The organism is Myxococcales bacterium (genome assembly GCA_016720545.1).
Lineage (GTDB): Bacteria > Myxococcota_A > Polyangia > Polyangiales > Polyangiaceae > JAAFHV01.
Map to the genome: position 1 here is coordinate 720,958 of JADKKK010000002.1, position 16,378 is coordinate 737,335.

Consider the following 16,378-nt stretch of genomic DNA (forward strand, 5'->3'; position numbering starts at 1 on the left):
CCGAGCGCGCCGGACACAGTATCAGCCCGCTCCACGAACGAACGAAGCGATCAAGGGAATGAGCTCTTCGTCGGCGTCTTCGAGCACGTAGTGGCCCGCGTCGGCGAGCGCGTGAACCACCGCCTGCGGCAGCCGTCGCCGCCACTCGTCGAGGAAGTGACGATCGAACACGAAGTCGCGGAGGCCCCACCCGATGAACGTGGGGGTCGCGCCGAACAGGTCGAGGGACTTTGCCGTCGCGTCGATGAGCTCGTATCCCGGGTCGCCCGGGCGGAGCGGGATGTCTTGGACGAAGCGGAGGGTCGCGACGCGGTCTCGCCAGCTGTCGTAGGGCGCCGTGTAGGCGGCGCGCACGGCGGCGGGCACCGATCGGCGCGTGCACCCTACACGTATCGCCGTCCAGGCGAACGCGTTGAAGCCACGGACCAGCACCGTGCCGATCGGGGTGCGCGTGAGCGCGAGCGGCCACGGGAACGGCTTCGACGCGGGCAGGGGGAAGGCGGCGGTGTTCAGGATGACGAGCCGCGCGACGCGCTCGGGGTGCTTGGCGGCCCAGGTCATCGCGATCATGCCGCCCCAGTCGTGCACGACGAGGGTGACGGGCTCCTTCACGGCGAGCTGCTCGAGCCACGCGGTGAAGTCGGCGACGCGCTGCGCGAGCGTGTACGGGTAGTCGACCGGTTTGTCGGAGAGCCCCATGCCGATGTGATCGGGGACGAGGCAGCGGTGGGTGTCGCGAAGAGCCAGGACGAGGTTGCGGTAGTAGAAGGACCACGACGGGTTGCCGTGGACCATGACCACGGGCGGGCCGCTCCCCTCGTCGAGGTAGTGCATCCGCTGCCCACCTCCGCGATCGAAGAAGTGGGAAGCGAAGGGGTAGAGCGACCGGTCGAAGTCCCTCATGCGGTCACCACACGATCTCGGCCATGCAGCAGTTCAGCCCCGAGCCAATCCCGAGGAGACCTACGCGCATGCCCTTCTCGAGGCGGCCCGCTTCGCGCGACTTCGAGAGGACGATGGGCACGGACGCCGGGCCGATGTTTCCGAACTCGGGGTAGATGGCGAGCGCCTTCTCCGGTTCGAGCCCGAGCGTCTCGAGCAGCTGGGTCGTATGGCTCGCGCTCACCTGGTGAAGCACGATGTCGTCGAGGGTGTCCGCCTGCCAGCCGAGCGACCGCTGGGCGAAGCCCCAGGTCTCTCGCGCGAGGAGGATGCCGTTGGCGAGCAGCGCCTTGCCGTCGGTGTACATCCCGTCGACCTGCCCGCGGCAGAGGCCTCGGTGCTGGGTGGCCGAGCGCTCGACCGCGCCGATGAAGCGGTGACCGTTCGGTGCGAGATCTCTCCGGGCGAGGAGCATGGCGACCCCGCCCGAGCCGAGGGTCAGGGTGGCGAACTGATCGCGGAGATCCTGGGGTGTGGTCTGGGGGCGCAGCAGGCGGGCGATGGTCGCCTCGACGGCCTCGCGAGCGCCCTCGCCGTCCACGATCAGCGCGTGCTCGATCTGGCCACGCTCGATCATGTTCCCGGCGATTTGCATCCCGGTCAGGAACGCGAGGCAGGCGTTGCCCACGTCGAAGTTCAGGCACGAGGCGGGCAGCCCGAGGTTGCCGTGGACGAGGCACGCGACCGACGGCTCGACGTAGTCGCGGCAGACCGAGGTGCTGATGAGCACGTCGACTCGACGACGGTCGAGCCCCACCTCGGCGAGGCACTTCTCGGCGGCCAGGGTCGCCGCGTCGCTCGGTTGAAACCCCACGTCCCAGAAGCGACGCGCGGTGATACCAGAGGCGCTCTCGAGCAGGTCGGAGCCCATTCCCATGCGCGAGAGGGTCGGCCCGAGGCGCTCACAGATCTCCTCGGAGGTCGTCCGATGAGGGGCGTCGACGTGCGCCAGGCCGAGGATGGAGACGTTCTGGAACTGCATCAGGCTTTGGGTCGGCCGCGCGCGGGGGAGGGGGTGGCGGGCGCGCATAGGAAGACCAAAGGCGCGGCCGCGTCAATCCCGGATCGCCGAGCGCGGCCCAAAAGGTGATGCCGGGGGCGCGGGCGCGGGCGCGGGCGCGGCGAAGTTGATCATTCTCCGTGCGCGAAGTGCGCGTCAACCTAGCCTGACCTCATGCGCCTTCGTCCGTTCTCGCTCGCAGTCCTCCTCTCCGTGCTCGGGCTCTCGGAGCGCCCCCCGACAGGCCCCTCTCGCTCCGCTCCGCTCACGGCCTCCGCGCTCGCCGCGCCGCGCGTGAAGCTGTGGCCCTTGGCCTTCGAGCCCAACGTGGGCCAGGTCGACGAGCCCGTGCGGTTCGTCGCGCGGCGCAGGGGCACTGCGCTCTTCCTCTCGGACGAGGGGGCCACGTTGTCACTGCGGGCGCCCCACCAGGGAGACCGGGATGACGCGAGCGCGCCCGTCGAGCCCGACGTGGTCCTCACGCTCCGCGTCGCGGGCGGCCGCCGTGTCTCCCCGACCGCGAGCCACCGACTGACCGCGCGCGCGAGCTACTTCGTGGGCGCCGATCCGTCGAAATGGCGGCGCGACGTGCCGACGTTTGGCGAGGTGAGGTACCCCGCCGTGATCGACGGAGTCGATCTCGTGTACCACGGCGAGGAAGGGCAGCTCGAATACGACTTCGTCGTCGCCCCCGGCGCGGATCCGGGCGCCATCGCGCTCGAGGTCGGAGGTGCCCAGGGCCTGTCGCTGACGCCCGCGGGCGAGCTCTGCGTGCTCACGGCGAGGGGGCGCTTCGTGCAGCCGCGGCCCCGCGTCTTCCAGCGTGATCCCTCCGGGGCCGAGCGAGAGGTGGTCGCCGGCTACCGCCTGGTCGGCGACCGCGCGGTCGGCTTCGAGGTGGCGGCCTACGACCGGGCGAGCGAGCTCGTGATCGATCCGGTCCTCGCCTACTCCAGCTACCTGGGCGGGACGTTTGGCGACGCGTCGCGCAGCATCGCCGCGGACTCCGACGGCAACACCTACGTCGCCGGCTGGACCCAGTCGGCCGCTTTCCCAACCCTCGCTCCCTACCAGGCGGCGCGGCGAGGCCTCGAGGACGCCTTCGTGGCCAAGCTCGACCCGACGGGCGCGCTGGTCTACTCGACGTACCTCGGTGGCGCGAGCATCGACGGCGCCTACGGGGTGGCCGTCGACGCCGCGGGGAGCGCGTACGTCACCGGCGGCACCAACTCGATCGACTTCCCGACCGTCAACGCGATGGCCTGCCCCGCTTGCGGAGTCTTCGTGACGAAGCTCGCGCCGGCGGGCAACGATTTGATCTACTCGACGTACGTCGGAGGCTTCAGCAGCAACCAGCGCGCGACCGCCATCGCGGTCGACGGGCTCGGGAGCGCGTACATCACCGGCTTCACGACCTCGACGAGCTTCATGACGGTGAACCCCATCCAGGCGGCGAAGGCCGCGGGCCTGGACAGCTTCGTGAGCAAGCTCTCCCCCACGGGCAGCTCGCTCGTATTCTCCACCTACCTGGGCGGGGCCCTGGACGACCTCGGCTACGGCATCGCCGTAGACGGCGCCGGAAACACCATCGTCACCGGGTGGACCCAGTCCACCGACTTCCCGATGGCGAACGCGTTCCAAGTCACGTCGCGAGGCGGGAGCGCGGAGGCGTTCGTGTCGAAGCTCCGCCCTGACGGGACCGCCTTCGTCTATTCCACTTACCTCGGCAGCACCGCCGAGGATCGCGCCTACGGGGTCGCCACCGACGCGGCCGGGAACGCGTACGTGACAGGGATGACGTCGGGACCGACCTTCCCGACGATGAACGCGGTCCAGCCCACCCTCGGTGGCGCGACCGACGCCTTCGTGACCAAGCTGAACCCCGCTGGCAGCGCGCTCATCTACTCGACCTTCCTCGGCGGGCCCCTCGCCGACGTCGGCGCGGCGATCGCCGTCGACCGCGGCGGCCGGGCCTATGTCGGCGGGCTCGCGAAGTCGGGCCTCCCGGTGCTGAACGCGATTCAGCCCACGTTCGCCGGCGGAAACAACGACGCCTTCGCGGCGAGGCTGACCGTCGATGGCCGCGCGCTCGCCTACGTGACCTACCTCGGCGGGGGCGGCACCTCCACCTCGGACGCGGTCAACGGCATCGCCGCCGACGACCACGGGACGGCCTACCTCACCGGAGACACGAGCTCGACGACGTTCCGCACCTCGGCGCCGGCGCAGGCAGCGCTCGGCGGGGGGCAGGACGGCTTCGTCGCGGCCATCAGGACGACCTTCCTGACGCCCGAGACGGCGACGGTCGCGCCGCTCGACACGCAGACGTTCGTCGCGACCGGCGGCGACGGCGCGGGCTTCGTGTTCGCCTTCGAGACGAACGCGTCGGGCGGCACCCTCGACCCCGCGACCGGCGTGTACGTGGCGGGTCCGGTGGGCGGAGTCACCGACGTCATCACGATGACCGACTCGGAGGGCCTCAGCGCGAGCGCTCGGATCACCGTGACCTCACCCGTCACCGATGCGGGCGCCGACGGCGCCCCCGATGCCTCGCTCGACGCCAGCGGAGACGGCGCTGCGAGCCCCGACGCGAGCACGGCGGACGCTGGAGACGGGGGCCCGAGCGACGCGAGCGCGGTCCCCGACGCGAAGGCCGATGCGGCGCCCCCGGACGCAAGCCCGGCCCCCCTGGACGCCGCGATGCCCGCAGCGGACTCTGCAACGGACTCGGGCGCCGGAGGCTCGGCGGAGACCTCGACCGGAGCGGGCTGCAGCTGCGGTACTACGCCCGCGGCGCCCGTGGGCCCTAGGGCAGGAAGCCTGATCGTCCTCGCGGGAGCGCTGCTCCTGCGTCGTCGGCGCTTGGCTCGCTGAGCCGCTGCCCGCTCCCTTCGACGAAGCCCAAGTCTTGTCGGTGGGGGAGTAGTTGGCCGGCGGCGAAACGCAGCCCCGCATGATTCGAGACCCAACGGCGGGGCTACGGTCACCCCCGCCGCCGCTGCACGAACCCGAGCGCCGCCACGAACGGCGCCGCCACGAGCCCATACCGCCCACCGCCGAAGAACACCGCGTGGAGCGCCGCGGTAGACCCCACCACCGCCAGCGCCGCGGGTACGACGCCCGGCCCGCGTAGCAGCCCCCGCACACCGAGCAGCGCCCCCATCGCCACGAGGCCCAGATACGCGGGCCACGCGTGGACCGAGGCCGCGGACACGAGGCTCGCGGCGCCCACGCCAAAGCGCGCCACGCGCCGCCTCCCGCGCAGCCTCGCCATCGCCACGAGCGCCCCGATCAGCAGCACGCGAGACGCCACGGTCTCGAGCGCCCCCAAGGCCACCTTCGCGTCGTACGGGAACGCCTCCGGGTTCGCCTGGTGCAGGTACCAGGGCGCGCCCCCAAAGTAGTCGAACGTCACCGCGAGCTTCTGCGGCATCTTCGCGACCCAGAGCCTCGGGTCGGCGAGGATCTGTCTGCGGGCCGCGCGCCCGAAGCACGCGTCCTTCCCCGCCTCGTCCCAGACCGCGCGGCATTCGTCAGGCACCTTTACTTCTTCCCAGGCGCCCCCGCGGGTCTGCGCGCCGATCAGGAGGTTCCACCCGCCGTTCACGCTCACGAGCGCGCAGCTCTCCATGCGCACGCAGTTGCGGACCGTCCAGGGCGCGCAGACGGCGAGCGCCAGCGCGGTCATCCCCGCCGCCACGCCAAGCCGAGGCCCCCAGGTTCGCGCGCGCGCGAAGACGATCCCGAACGCGGGCGCGAGCACGATGCACTGCGGACGCGCCAGCGTCGCGGCGCCCAGCAAGAGCCCCGCGACCGCGAGGCCAAGGAGCGACCGCCGCCGCGAGGCGAGCCCGACGGCGCAGGCCGCCGCGACGAGGGTCGTGGTCACTCCCTCGGTCATCAGCGCCGGTGTGTACGGCACCAGCGCGGGGTGGAGCGCCACGACCAACGCGCCCCCAAGCGCCAGCCCCCGCGAGGCCGCGCGCGAGAGCGCCACGAAGAGCGAGACCGCGAGGAGCGCGCCGAGGACCGCGTTCACCGCCATCGCCACGCCCGCGTGTGCACCGAAGAGTCGGTACGGGAGCGCGAGGAGCGCGGGGTAGCCCACCGGGTAGTGCGACGCGTAGGTGACAGCGCCGTCGGGCCAGGCCCACGTGTAGCCGGCCCCACGCGAGAGCCGCTCAGCGAACGTGTGGTAGTACGTGCCGTCCGCCGCGGCGGGGATACGTGGCGCCGCCCACGCCACGACGAGGCCGCGCGCCACGAGCGCCACGAGCGCGAGAAGCCCCGCGAGCGCGGCGCGTCCGAGCCTCGGCCTACGGTCCACGGAGGCCGAGCTTCTCGAGCGCGACGGCGACCTCGCACGCGGGGAGCCCCACCACGTTCGAATACGAGCCCTCGATGCGCGAGACGAGCGCGCCCCCGAGCCCCTGCGCCGCGTAGCCGCCGGCCTTGTCCTTCCCCTCCCCGCTCGCCGCGTACGCGCGGATCTGCGCGGCGTCGAGGGGGCGGAAGGTCACGCGCGTGACGACCGTCTCGGCGTGCTCCACCTCTGCGAAGGGCCCGTCGAGCCGCGCGAGACAGAAGCGAGTGTGCACCTCGTGCGTGCGGCCGGCGAGGCGCGCGATCATCGCCTCGGCCTCCTCCAATGTCTCGGGCTTCCCCAGGATTTCGCCATCAACGATGACCGACGTGTCGGCCACGAGCACCGCGCGCGCGATCGCCCGGAGCGCGTCCGGGAGGGTGCGGACCACGTCGGAGAGCTTCGCCTCGGCCACGCGGGCGAGGTACACATCGGCCTCCTCCGAGGGCAACACGTCCTCGTTCGCGTCCCCCTTGTGGACGACGTGGGGCACCGCGATGGACGTCAGGATCTCGCGACGACGAGGAGAGCCGCTGCCGAGCACGAGGGGGTGGGCGTCGGAGAGGACTCCACGCGAGTCGCCCGCGATCGGACCGTGAGTGCCAGGGCTCATGGGCCCCGTATGCTGCCGGCGAGCGCGTCGTGTCAACGGCGTCCGCGCGATGGCGAGGAGAAGCGCCGATGAAGGACGACGAGCGGGACGACGAGCGGGGACGAGGAACGAGGAGCGGGGAAGACGAACAGCGAGGATCGCGGGACACGCTCCCTGTTCCTCGGCGCGAACGCCCGCTCCCCTGAACGTGGGCGCAAACCGCCTCCTCCCCGCGGGATCACGAAGAAAAAGGGGACGCCCTCCGACGACAAGGGTGCCGCGCCACGCCTAGCCTTGGTAAGGTGCCGGCCATGAAGTCAGGCACGGACGCCCGCGGAAGCGCAGCTCCGCCACCACGCACGTCACGCCGGCTCGCGCTGGGCTGCCTCGCGCTCGCGGTGGCGGTCGCCGCGCCTCGCGTGGCGCGCGCGGAGAGCCCTTGCGGCGGGGACCCGGCCGTGTGTCTCAACAGCGACACCTTCTGGCCCTCTCCCGGGCCCTCGCGTTTCGCGGGTGTCTCGGGCACGCAGACCACCACGCCCGGCGAGCTCTCGCTCGGCCTCGTCACGAGCTACCAATCCCGCCCGATCGCCCTGCGGACCGCTTCTCCAGGCCCGTCGGGCGCGAGCGCCGAGACGTTCGCGATCGACGATCAGGTCACCACGAACTTCCTCTGGCAATACGGCATCACGTCGCGGCTCGGCTTCGACGCGGCCCTCCCGATCACCCTGGGCCAGAGCGGCGCGGGGCTCTCGGCGCTCACCGGAGGCGAGGGCGTGAAGGCCACGTCGATCCGCGATCTCCGCTTCGGCGTGGCCCTCGCGCTCATTCCACGCGCGCGGGTCGACGTGCAGACCAGCCAGAAGGCGCGCGGCGCGGGGCACAGCTACGCGCTCACGCTGCGGGTCGGCGCGACGGCGCCCATCGGCGACAAGGCCGACCTCGCGGGCGAGCGGACCACGGTGTTCACCCCTGCCCTCGCAGGCGACTACCGCGTCGGCCGGGTCTCGCTCGGCGCCGAGCTTGGCGCGCGGGTCCGCCCCACCTCGAACCTGCTCGGGGCGCGAATCGGCACGCAGATCGCCACCGGCCTGGGCGGCGGCTTCGACGTCCTCCCGCGCGAGCTCCTCACTGTGCAGCTCGAGGCCCGCGCGCTCGTCAACCTCGCCGAACAGGCCGACGTCACCCGAGGTCCGAGCGGTACGGTCTCCACGCCGAACGGCCGCCTGCTGGTGCCCGCCGAGTGGCTGCTGTCGGTCCGCACCGCGCCGCTCGCGTCGGGGGATCTCTCGCTCCTGCTCGGCGGCGGCGGCGGACTCTCCCCCGACACCGTCACGGTCCCACGCTTCCGCTTCGTGCTCGGGATCACGTACGCGCCCGAGGGCCGCGACTCGGACGGCGACGGCATCGTCGACAAGTACGACCGCTGCCCCCAGGAGCCCCAGCGCGGCGAGCCTCGCGACGGCTGCGACCACACGACCCCCTCCTCAGCGCCGCGGCCGGAGACCCAACCATGACGACCCGACTCCTCCGTGTCCCCGCGGGCGCATCTCTGCTCCCCTCGCTCCGCGCCGACCGCCCCGGGCCCGCCTGGGTTCACGCCGCAGGCCGACTCGCCGCCGCCGAGCTCCGGGCCGCAGACGGCAGCGCGCACACGCTCCTCGGCGAGCTCGTGCTCGTGTCGCTGGAGGGACGGCTCGACGGCCCCCTCTTCGCGCTGATCCAAGTCCTGGAGCCGCTGGGCGCGCGCCTCGCCGCGGGCGAGCTCGTCGAGGCGGTGACCGCCACGGCGCTCGACGCGTGCCTCGTGGGCGAGGGCGAGGCCCCCGCGGCCCCGCGGGCTGCCGACAGCGCCGCCTACGTGCGCGCGCCTCACCCCTCCGCGCCCTCTGTGCCTCCCACGCCCGCGCTTTCCACGCTTTCCACGCTCTCCACGCTCGCCACGCCAGCCGCGGCGCCCAGCGAGCCGTCCTTCGCGCGAGCGATCGAGGCGAGCGCCGACCGTCCCTCCTCGCCGTCTCCCTTTGTGGGCGGCCTCGGCGGCGCGGGCCTCGCGCAGCCGATCCCCACGCGCCCCGTGCGCCCGCAGGTCGCCGAGGAAGAGACCCCCACGCCCGATCCCGGTGACCGCGTGGAGCACTTCGCCTTCGGGAGCTGCGAGGTCGTGAAGAGCGACGGCGAGCGGCTCCACCTGCGCCTCGGCAAGAACGGCTCGATCAAGCGAGATCGCGCTGGAGATGTTGCGCGTGTCGGAGCTCCCCGCCGACGAGGGCCCAGGCCGACGCTTCAAGCTCGAACGCCGACTCTAAGGACCCTGAGTCGCCACACGGGGCTCTTCGGAGACGATCGCGTGCACTCTGCACGCGTGCGCCCCCACCTGCACCTCGCCCCCGGCGACCGCGAGGGCGCGCTTGAGCATGCCGAGGCCGGTCCACCCGGTCGGCGAAGCCACGGCGCTCGTCACCGCGCCCACCTCGGCGCCGTCGGCGCGGGCCACGGGGGCCCCGACCGGCGGCACCTCGCCCGCTCCCTCGAGGCGCACGAGCCGCTGCTTGGCGTGGCCGCGGTGCTCGAGCATATACAGCACCTCCTGGCCGAGGTAGCAGCCCTTCGAGAACGAGACGCCGAGCCCGTGCAGCGAGGTCTCCTGCGGGTAGTTCGAGGGGCCGTAGTCCACCCCGAGGCGCGGGAGCCCTAGGGAGACCCGCACCCCCTCTTCCACCTCCGCCGAGGCGAGCCCACCGTCGGCTTCGCGCAGCGCACCCGCGAGCGCCTCGCCGAACGTGTCCGCGTCCGCTTCGTCCGTCGGCCCCAAGAAGAGCCCACCTCCCTCCCCGCCGACGGACCACGCCCACCCGCCCAGCGACGTGAGCACCGCGGGCGCCCTCGGACCGTACACGCGAAAGATCGGCTGCTCGGAGACCGAGAGGCTCACGTCCTCCATGATGAGGTGGTGGTCGAGGACCTCGAGCACGCTGGCGCGAGAGGCGGCCGGCACGGAGAGCAGCGCGCGGTCGGCCTCGAAGACAACGTGCAGATCGCACACGATCTTGCCCTTCTTCTCGCAGAGGAAGGAGAAGGCCACCTGGCCGGCCCGGGCGCAGCTCACGTCGGCGGTGAGGAGGCCGTTCAGCCACCCGACGCGGTCGGGCCCTTCGGCCACGACGAGGGCGCGGTCGGGCGCCGGCGCCACGAGCGCGCTCGTGCGGGCGAGGGTGAGAGCGTCTTCCAAACGGACAGGTTTCACGCGTCGGGCTCCTTCGTAGGCGGCACTTTCGCCGCGTGAGCCGCGCGAGCCGCGCGAACGCGCGAGCTGCGCGAGCCGCGCGAATGAGCCTACGCACCCGGGGAAGAAAAGCGACCGTTCCTTGACGGATCGATCGCGCGGGGGAATGCTTCGCCGCGAATGGCTGGAATCGGCGTCGTCCTCAACCCCAAGAGTCGGCGAAACCTCAAGGACCCGCGCGCGGCGCGGCGCCTCGCGAGCGCGCTCGGCGATCACGGCGTCGTACGGGAGGCCCGCTCCCTCGACGACCTGTATAAAATTGCTGAAGATTTCAAGCGGCTCGACATCGACGTGCTGGGCATCAGCGGCGGCGACGGGACGAACCACGTCACGCTGACCGGCTTCATCGACGTGTACCGTGGCAGCGCGCTCCCGCAGATCGCGTTCCTCCGCGGCGGCACCATGAACACAGTGGCCAACTCGGTCGGCGTCGCGCGGGGAAGGCCCGAGGGGCTCCTGTCGCGCGTGCTCCGGGCGTACGCCGCGCGGGCCGTCCGCCCGCTCTCCAACGTCGAGCGCTACGTCGCCCGTGTCGGCAACCACTACGGGTTCTTGTTCGGCACCGGCGCCGTCCGGGGCTTCCTCGCGGAGTACTACGCCGGCGGCCCACCCGACCCGGTCATCGCGGCGCGCACGCTGCTCCGCGGAGTCGGCTCGGCGCTCATCGGCGGCGCGACGGTTCGCCGCATGGCCGCGCCGTTCCGCGGCGAGGTGCACTTCGACGACGGCACCTCCTGGGAAGAGCGCGACTACCTCAGCGTCGCGGGGGGCACGATCGACCAGATGGGCCTGAATTTTCGCCCATTTCACCGTTACGCGGAGCGCGACGGGTGCTTTCACCTGCTCGGCATCCACGCGTCGCCGGCGCGGTTCGTGGCGAACCTCCCCCGCGTGCTCCTCGGCCGGCCGATGTCCGCGAGCGCCACGTACGAGGCCGTGGTCCCCGGGGCCACGATCGTGGCGCGCGGCGGCGAGCGCGTCGAGTACATGATCGACGGAGATCTCCACGAGAGCACGGGGCGCGAGCTGCGCGTGACCACCGGCCCCAAGGTCCGCATCGTCACGCTCTGACCCGCGGGTCGAGCCCGGGAGAGGAAGGCCAGCGCGCCCTACCGCGCCCTACCGCGCCCTACCCGATCCTTGCGCGCGTGCTCGGGGCATGATTACCCTCCGGGTGCCGTGCGTTCTCCTTCCATGCACAGCCAGACTCCCGCTTCGTCGGCGACGGCACCCACGCGGCGACGCCGCGCGCGAGGCCTCCTCGTGGCCGCCGCCCTCGCGACGGCGCCCCTCGCCACCGCGGGCCGTGCCCACGCCGAGGAGCTCTCGCCGACCGAGCGCGCGCGGCTCGCGCGCGGCGAGACCGTCACGCGAGCGGTGACGATCGAGGGCGAAGATCGGCGCTACGTCGGGGGCCTCACCTACGCGGTGATCGACGCCTCCGTGTCGGAGCTCCAGGAGATCTTCGAAGACGTCGCCTCCTACCGGCACCTGCTCCCCCGCACCAAGCGCGCCACCCTGGTCGACCGCGTGGCACAAGACGACCTCGTCGAGCTGCGCCAAGGCACCGCGATGATCGAGGCGAGGTACACGCTCCGCGTGCGGCACGAGCCGTGGCGCCGCGAGGTGCACTTCTGGCTCGTGCCCAGCCGCCCGCACGACGTGCGCGACGCGTGGGGCTACTTTCACGTCGATCCTGTCCCTCCTAGCGAAGGTGCCACGGGGCCGCGCTCGCTCGTGACCTATGCCGTGCTGGTCGACCTCGGCCCCGGCCTCGTGCGCGACCTCTTCGAAGAGCGCCTGCGCACCGTGTTGCTCAGCACGCCCGACATCCTCCGCCGGTACATCGCCGCGCGGCACAGCCCCCCTCGCCAGGGCTAGGAACGTGCTCCAACGCATCCTCGCCATCGCGCTCAATAGCTATCGTGAGGCCGTGCGCGCGCGCGTGCTCTACGGGCTGTTCGGGCTCGCGCTGGCGACCACGCTCTACTCGGTGATCCTCGGGGCGATGTCGCTGCACCAAGAGAAGCGCGTCGTGTCCGACGTGAGCGCGGCGTCGATCTCGCTCTACGCCGTGCTCGTCGCCATCGTCTTGGGTTCGACCTCTCTTCATCGGGAGATCGAGCTGAAGACCTTGTTCCCGATCCTGACCCGGAGGCTCGTCCGGCACGAGTTCGTGCTCGGCAAGTTCGTGGGCACCTGGCTCACGCTCGGCGTGTTCGTCATGGTGGACGGCGGCACCGCGCTCGGGCTCTTGGCGCACCAGTCGGGCCGCAGCCTCGCGGCGGTCGCGGGGGCCGCGGCCGGGCTCCTCGCGCTGCTCGGCGTCGGCCTCTGGCGCCTCAAGGCCGCGCGGGCGTTCTTGCTCGCGCCATGGTCGGTCGTGTTCTTCGCCGTGATGGCGCTCCTCGCCGCGCCGGCCGCCGGAGAGCGCTCGCTGGTCCTCGCGTCGTGCGCGCGCTCACGATGCTCGAGGTCGCGATAGTGACGGCAATTACCCTATTTTTCTCCGCGTTTTCATCACCGTTCCTCACGGCGATCTTCACCGCGGGCATCTTCATCCTGGGGCGCTCCGCCGAGACCCTCGCGAACCTGCCCGTGCGGGTGGTCGGGCCGCTCGCCCGCAGCACGGGGAGCCTCATCGCGAGGGTGGTCCCGAACCTGAACCTGTACGTGCCCGAGCGCCCGGTGCTCCTCGGCCAGGTCGACGGCGTCCCGGTGGTGGGGTACGTCGCGCGGTGCGGCGTGAACGCCCTCTGTTACTCGGCCCTGCTGCTCGTGCTCGCGTCGCTCATCTTCCGCAAGCGGGACCTGCAATGACCGACGTTCACCGCGCGGCAGGGCCCCGCGCGGCGCTCTCTTCGCCGCCCGGCCCAGCCCGGCGACGCGCGTGGCTCGGTGGAGCCGCGGCCGGGGCTCTCACCCTCGCGGCGCTCGTCGCCGCCGCGAGCACCCACGAGGCCGACGAGGGCGCGCGCGCCATACGCGCCAGCGACGCGGCCCTCGCGGCGAAGAACCCCGAGCTCGCGGTGGCAGAGGCCTACCTCGCCGCGACGCACGTCGCGCCCTTCTCGCCGTGGGCCGACCGTGGCCACGCGCGCCTCCAGGCCATCGCCGACGACGCCGAGGCCCGCGGCGACGACGACCTCGCCGAGATCGCGTGGCACGCCATCCGCTCCGCCGAGGTCGCGACCTCTGGACCGCTCTCGGGGAACCCGGCGAGACGGCGCCGCGCAGAGCTCGCGCTGGGGCGAATCGACGCCCGGCGCATGCTCGTCCTCGCGGCCCGCACGCCCGGGCTCGCGCGACCGAACGAGGGCGCCCTCGCGAAAGCGCACGGCGAGGACGGCACGCCCAAGGCCGCGGCGCTCGCGTCCCTCGGCGCGGGCTCGCTGCTCGCCGCCGTCTGCGCGCTCGCGCTCGTGAGCGGCGGCACGCGAGGGGGCCGCCGCGCGCTGGCCGCCGCCTGCGGGCTCGTGGTCGGCCTCGCGGGCGTAGCCTTCGCGCTCGTGCGCTGACCGCGAACGCCTCCGGCCGCGCCGGGGAGGCAGAAACATTGGAAGTTCCCGGCTCTTGTGGCAGGAAAGCCCATGGCCACCGTTCCCATGGACACTGAGAAGGTCGCGGGCTGCCGAGCGCTGGCCGCGGGGGTCGCCGACGACGTGCAGCGTTACATCGACCGCCACACGAGCGTGGGCGTCGAGCGCACGATCCTGCGGTCGTACGGCGTCGACGGCGTCGACGATCGCGGCGCGCCGCTGGTCAACGTCGCCGTCGAACGCTACCAAAAGGCGGGCGTCCTCGGCCGCGGCATCAGCTTCTTCCTGGGGCGCGCGCTGCTCGCCGGCGCCGACGATCTTCAAGACGCCGCCGAACGCCTGGCCTTCGGGCGCGACCTCGACCGCGGCGAGGGTGGCCCCGGTCCGGACGAGGTGCGGCGCGCGCTCGCCCCGCACACCCAGGCGGCGATCCAGCGCATCGACACCGCGCGAGCGCTCCGCGAGGAGAAGAAGGCGCGCACTCCGCCGGGCCCCGCGCCCCTCAAGTACGTCATCGTCGCGACCGGCAACATCTACGACGACGCGGTGCAGGCGAAGGCCGCCGCGCAGGCGGGCGCCGACATCGTCGCGGTCATCCGCGCGACCGCGCAGTCGCTGCTCGACTACGTGCCCCACGGCGCGACCACCGAGGGCTACGGCGGCACGTTCGCGACCCAGGAGAATTTCAAGATCATTCGGCGCGCGACCGACGAGGCCGCCCTCGACTACGGCCGCTACATCCACCAGACCAACTACTCGTCCGGCCTGTGCATGAGCGAGATCGCGTGGATGGCGGCGGTCGAGCGGCTCGACATGCTCCTCAACGACGCGATGTACGGGATCCTGTTCCGCGACATCAACATGTGCAGAAACTTCGTCGATCAGTACGTCTCCCGCCGCTTCATCGCGCGGAGCGGGATCGTCATCAACACCGGCGAGGACAACTACCTCACCACCGCCGACGCGGTCGACAAGGCCCATACGGTGCTCGCGAGCCAGTTCATCAACGAGGCGTTCGCCCTCCGCGCCGGGGTCACGGAAGAGCACATGGGGCTCGGCCACGCGTACGAGATCGACCCTTGGCGCGAGGACAGCTTCCTTTACGAGATCGCGCAGGCCCAGCTCATTCGGCAGGTGTTCCCTCGGCACCCCATCAAGTGGATGCCGCCCACCAAACACAAGACCGGCGACGTCTTCCAGAGCCACGTCCACGACGCGCTCTTCAACCTGGTCGGCATCGCCACCGACCAGAGCATCGAGCTGCTTGGCATGTTCAGCGAGGCGATCCACAACCCGATGCTGATGGACCGCTATCTGTCGCTGAAGGCGACGCGCTACGTGTTCAACGCCTGCAAGCACCTCGGCGACGAGATCGAGTGGAAGCGCGACGGCATCGTCGCGAAGCGCGCGGCGCTCGTGCTCGACGAGGCGCACGACCTGCTCGTGTCCGTGAGCCAGGAGGGCCTCTGGGATGCGATGTCGCGCGGCGCCTTCGCCGACGTGAAGCGCACCCGAACAGGTGGCAAGGGCTACGCGGGTGTGTTCGAGCGCTCGCCCGGCTACCTGAACCCCGTGCTCGAGCTGCTCGAGGCCAACGACGCCACCCCGACGACTGGAGAGGCCTGACATGCACCCGCCCGAGACCCACGCGCCCCCCCTCCGCGCCTATGGCGACCGCGAGGGCGACGGCATGGTCCAGATGTCCTTCGTCCTCCCGCTGCCGCCCTCGGCCCGGGCGCGCGAGGCCGCGAAGCGCTTCGCGAGCGAGCACGGGCTCCGCGAGCCGCTCGTAGCCACGATGGAGGAGTGCGCCGCGGGATACACGTATTTCGTGGTGTACGGCCACTCCGTCCACTCCGTCGACGTCTCGGTCATCGACGTCCCCGAGGTGCGCACCGAGGCGCTCACGCGCGAGGAGATCGAGCACCGCATCAAGGCGCGGCTCGGCCGGAAGCTCGTGGTCGTGGGGGCGTGCACCGGCTCCGACGCCCACACCGTCGGCATCGACGCCATCCTCAACTACAAGGGCTACGCGGGCGACAAGGGCCTGGAGAGCTACAAAGGCTTCGAGTCCTTCAACCTCGGCGCCCAGGTCGAGAACGAGCAGCTGTCGGAGCGGGCGCGCGCCCTCCACGCAGACGCCGTGCTCGTGAGCCAGATCATCACGCAGCGCAACTGCCACAAGGAGAACGCGCTCGCGTTCGTCGACCTCGTCAAGAAGCAGGGCTACCGCGACAAGGTGCTGCTGCTCCTCGGCGGGCCGCGCATCGACCACAAGCTCGCCCTCGAGCTCGGGTACGACGCGGGCTTCGGCCCGGGCACCAAGCCGAGCGAGGTGGCCTCGTACCTCGTCGAGCAGCTCGCGACGCGCCACGAAGGCGAGCCCTGAGCGCTCAGGCGCAGACTTGTTCTAGTCCCCTGGAGTCGTGGTTCGTATCAGAAGTCCGGTCTTCGGTGTCATGCCGAGGAGCGATGGGGTGCCCCGTTTTCGGCGGCGGCGGGCCCGTCCTCAACTCGGACGTCGTTCCGCGCGGTGGAGGCGGCGCTTTGCGCTCAGGGGACAGTGCTTTTGGGTGTGACCGCGCGAGAACGCCGACCCTCGAACATGAGTATCCTCCCACCGCCGCCGAAAACGGGACACCCCCTCGCTCCCTTG

14 protein-coding genes are annotated in these 16,378 nt (G+C 71.8%); 9 read left to right on the forward strand and 5 right to left on the reverse strand.

Annotated elements, in window-relative coordinates; genetic code table 11:
- Nucleotides 1–21 precede the first annotated feature (21 nt).
- The gene (locus IPQ09_06875) at nucleotides 22–903 is read right to left on the reverse strand and encodes an alpha/beta fold hydrolase (GenBank protein MBL0193937.1); all 882 of its coding nucleotides are present in this window, start codon (nucleotides 901–903) and stop codon (nucleotides 22–24) included.
- 4 nt (nucleotides 904–907) lie between these two features.
- Nucleotides 908–1,924 carry a 3-oxoacyl-ACP synthase III gene (locus IPQ09_06880; protein MBL0193938.1) on the reverse strand — a complete coding sequence of 339 codons (1,017 nt, stop codon included), beginning with the start codon at nucleotides 1,922–1,924 and terminating at the stop codon, nucleotides 908–910.
- Between the two features lie 192 nt (nucleotides 1,925–2,116).
- On the opposite strand from IPQ09_06880, the gene IPQ09_06885 reads away from it, so the two are divergent.
- Nucleotides 2,117–4,816: an SBBP repeat-containing protein gene (locus tag IPQ09_06885; protein MBL0193939.1), complete on the forward strand. Its 2,700-nt coding sequence runs from the start codon at nucleotides 2,117–2,119 to the stop codon at nucleotides 4,814–4,816.
- A gap of 109 nt (nucleotides 4,817–4,925) precedes the next feature.
- Here IPQ09_06885 and IPQ09_06890 read toward each other — a convergent pair whose 3' ends face one another.
- Nucleotides 4,926–6,269 (reverse strand): glycosyltransferase family 39 protein, encoded by a 1,344-nt coding sequence (locus IPQ09_06890; GenBank protein MBL0193940.1) that lies wholly within the window; start codon nucleotides 6,267–6,269, stop codon nucleotides 4,926–4,928.
- Complete coding sequence (gene maf / locus IPQ09_06895) at nucleotides 6,259–6,918, reverse strand: septum formation protein Maf (protein ID MBL0193941.1); 660 nt, start codon at nucleotides 6,916–6,918, stop codon at nucleotides 6,259–6,261. The genes IPQ09_06890 and maf overlap by 11 nt, the downstream gene beginning before the upstream one ends.
- A gap of 290 nt (nucleotides 6,919–7,208) precedes the next feature.
- Here maf and IPQ09_06900 point away from each other — a divergent pair, with 290 nt between their 5' ends.
- The gene (locus IPQ09_06900) at nucleotides 7,209–8,414 is read left to right on the forward strand and encodes a hypothetical protein (GenBank protein ID MBL0193942.1); all 1,206 of its coding nucleotides are present in this window, start codon (nucleotides 7,209–7,211) and stop codon (nucleotides 8,412–8,414) included.
- A 788-nt stretch (nucleotides 8,415–9,202) separates the two neighbouring features.
- Here the strand turns inward: IPQ09_06900 and IPQ09_06905 are convergent.
- Nucleotides 9,203–10,144 (reverse strand): hypothetical protein, encoded by a 942-nt coding sequence (locus IPQ09_06905; protein ID MBL0193943.1) that lies wholly within the window; start codon nucleotides 10,142–10,144, stop codon nucleotides 9,203–9,205.
- A gap of 159 nt (nucleotides 10,145–10,303) precedes the next feature.
- Here IPQ09_06905 and IPQ09_06910 point away from each other — a divergent pair, with 159 nt between their 5' ends.
- The 7 genes from IPQ09_06910 (at nucleotide 10,304) to IPQ09_06940 (ending at nucleotide 16,111) form a co-directional block, all read left to right on the forward strand.
- Nucleotides 10,304–11,254: a sphingosine kinase gene (locus tag IPQ09_06910; GenBank protein MBL0193944.1), complete on the forward strand. Its 951-nt coding sequence runs from the start codon at nucleotides 10,304–10,306 to the stop codon at nucleotides 11,252–11,254.
- 108 nt (nucleotides 11,255–11,362) lie between these two features.
- On the forward strand, nucleotides 11,363–12,064 hold the full coding sequence (locus IPQ09_06915; protein MBL0193945.1) for an SRPBCC family protein: 702 nt from the start codon (nucleotides 11,363–11,365) through the stop codon (nucleotides 12,062–12,064).
- 4 nt (nucleotides 12,065–12,068) lie between these two features.
- On the forward strand, nucleotides 12,069–12,668 hold the full coding sequence (locus IPQ09_06920) for a hypothetical protein (protein MBL0193946.1): 600 nt from the start codon (nucleotides 12,069–12,071) through the stop codon (nucleotides 12,666–12,668).
- Nucleotides 12,668–13,003 (forward strand): hypothetical protein, encoded by a 336-nt coding sequence (locus IPQ09_06925; protein ID MBL0193947.1) that lies wholly within the window; start codon nucleotides 12,668–12,670, stop codon nucleotides 13,001–13,003. The genes IPQ09_06920 and IPQ09_06925 overlap by 1 nt, the downstream gene beginning before the upstream one ends.
- Nucleotides 13,000–13,701 carry a hypothetical protein gene (locus IPQ09_06930; GenBank protein MBL0193948.1) on the forward strand — a complete coding sequence of 234 codons (702 nt, stop codon included), beginning with the start codon at nucleotides 13,000–13,002 and terminating at the stop codon, nucleotides 13,699–13,701. Before IPQ09_06925 ends, IPQ09_06930 begins: the two co-directional genes overlap by 4 nt.
- Before the next feature lie 72 nt (nucleotides 13,702–13,773).
- Nucleotides 13,774–15,348 (forward strand): D-lysine 5,6-aminomutase subunit alpha, encoded by a 1,575-nt coding sequence (locus IPQ09_06935; GenBank protein ID MBL0193949.1) that lies wholly within the window; start codon nucleotides 13,774–13,776, stop codon nucleotides 15,346–15,348.
- A 1-nt stretch (nucleotide 15,349) separates the two neighbouring features.
- Complete coding sequence (locus tag IPQ09_06940) at nucleotides 15,350–16,111, forward strand: cobalamin-dependent protein (GenBank protein ID MBL0193950.1); 762 nt, start codon at nucleotides 15,350–15,352, stop codon at nucleotides 16,109–16,111.
- Nucleotides 16,112–16,378: the final 267 nt, after the last annotated feature.

What these genes read in the sequence shown, in the direction of transcription:
- maf (MBL0193941.1), bottom strand. Translation starts at nt 6,918, where the DNA reads ATGAGCCCTGGCACTCACGGTCCGATCGCGGGCGACTCGCGTGGAGTC.
- IPQ09_06880 (MBL0193938.1), bottom strand. Translation starts at nt 1,924, where the DNA reads ATGCAGTTCCAGAACGTCTCCATCCTCGGCCTGGCGCACGTCGACGCC.
- IPQ09_06885 (MBL0193939.1), top strand. Translation starts at nt 2,117, where the DNA reads ATGCGCCTTCGTCCGTTCTCGCTCGCAGTCCTCCTCTCCGTGCTCGGG.
- IPQ09_06940 (MBL0193950.1), top strand. Translation starts at nt 15,350, where the DNA reads ATGCACCCGCCCGAGACCCACGCGCCCCCCCTCCGCGCCTATGGCGAC.
- IPQ09_06900 (MBL0193942.1), top strand. Translation starts at nt 7,209, where the DNA reads ATGAAGTCAGGCACGGACGCCCGCGGAAGCGCAGCTCCGCCACCACGC.
- IPQ09_06910 (MBL0193944.1), top strand. Translation starts at nt 10,304, where the DNA reads ATGGCTGGAATCGGCGTCGTCCTCAACCCCAAGAGTCGGCGAAACCTC.
- IPQ09_06875 (MBL0193937.1), bottom strand. Translation starts at nt 903, where the DNA reads ATGAGGGACTTCGACCGGTCGCTCTACCCCTTCGCTTCCCACTTCTTC.
- IPQ09_06935 (MBL0193949.1), top strand. Translation starts at nt 13,774, where the DNA reads ATGGCCACCGTTCCCATGGACACTGAGAAGGTCGCGGGCTGCCGAGCG.
- IPQ09_06930 (MBL0193948.1), top strand. Translation starts at nt 13,000, where the DNA reads ATGACCGACGTTCACCGCGCGGCAGGGCCCCGCGCGGCGCTCTCTTCG.